At 73.1% G+C, this 1,477-nt stretch carries 1 protein-coding gene; it reads left to right on the top strand.

Annotated elements, in window-relative coordinates; all coding sequences use genetic code 11:
- A partial coding sequence (locus ACYVE7_RS33910) for a cobaltochelatase subunit CobN (RefSeq protein WP_460370657.1) occupies window positions 1-1,477 on the top strand: 1,477 nt, incomplete at both ends.

A 1,477-nucleotide genomic window follows, 5' to 3' on the forward strand; every position in this document is an offset into this window, starting at 1 on the left:
GGGCGGCACCCGCCCCGCGACGGCCGGCGCGGGCGGCGACGACGAGCTGTGGGACGTCGGCGCGCTCGCCGCCCTCGACATCCCGATCCTGCAGGGCCTCTGCCTGACCAGCAGCCGCGCCGACTGGGAGGCCAACGACGACGGCCTGACCCCCCTCGACGCCGCCTCCCAGGTCGCGATCCCCGAGTTCGACGGCCGGATCATCACCGTCCCGTTCTCGTTCAAGGAGATCGACGAGGACGGCCTGACGGTCTATGTCGCCGACGAGGAGCGGGCCCGCCGCGTCGCGGGCATCGCCTACCGCCATGCCCTGCTCCGCCGGGTCGCACCGGCCGACAAGCGGGTGGCGATCATGCTCTCGGCCTATCCGACCAAGCACTCCAGGATCGGCAACGCCGTCGGCCTGGACACCCCGCGCAGCGTGGTCCGGCTGCTCGCGGCGATGCGGGAGTCCGGATATGTCTTCGACGATCTGCCCGGCGTCGCGGAGCAGGACGGCGACGCCCTGATCCACGCGCTGATCGCGGCGGGCGGCCAGGACCCCGAGTGGCTGACCGAGGAGCAGCTCGCCGCCAACCCCGTCCGGATCGACGGCGCCGCGTACGCCGAGTTCTTCGCCACCCTCCCCGACGATCTCCGGGCGGGGGTCGAGCGGCACTGGGGCACGGCCCCCGGCGAGCTGTTCGTGGACGGCGACGACATCGTGCTCGCCGCGCTCGAGGCCGGGAACGTCGTGGTGATGGTGCAGCCGCCGCGCGGCTTCGGCGAGAACCCCGTCGCGATCTACCACGATCCCGACCTTCCGCCGAGCCACCACTATCTGGCCGCCTACCGCTGGCTCCAGGAGACGTTCCGAGCGCACGCGGTCGTCCATGTCGGCAAGCACGGCAATCTGGAGTGGCTGCCCGGCAAGGGCGCGGGCCTTTCGGCGGGCTGCGGCCCGGACGCCGCGCTCGGCGATCTGCCGCTGATCTACCCGTTCCTGGTCAACGACCCGGGCGAGGGCACGCAGGCCAAGCGGCGCGCGCACGCCACGCTCGTCGACCATCTCGTCCCGCCGATGGCCCGCGCCGACTCCTACGGCGACATCGCCCGGCTCGAACAGCTCCTGGACGAGCACGCGAGCATCGCCGCGATGGACCCGGCGAAGCTGCCCGCGATCCGCGCCCAGATCTGGACCCTGATCCAGGCCGCCCGCCTCGACCACGACCTGGGCCTGGACGACCGCCCGCACGACGCCGAGTTCGACGATTTCCTGCTGCACGTCGACGGCTGGCTCTGCGAGGTGAAGGACGTCCAGATCCGTGACGGCCTGCACGTCCTCGGCGAGCCCCCGGCGGGCGAGGCCAGGATCGACCTGGTCCTGGCGATGCTCCGCGCCCGCCAGCTCTGGGCGGGCGAGCAGTCGCTGCCCGGTCTGCGCGAGGCGCTCGGGCTGGCCGAGGACGGCACCGCCACCCGCGAGGCCATCGACCGG

It is taken from the genome of Actinocorallia lasiicapitis (assembly GCF_054778695.1).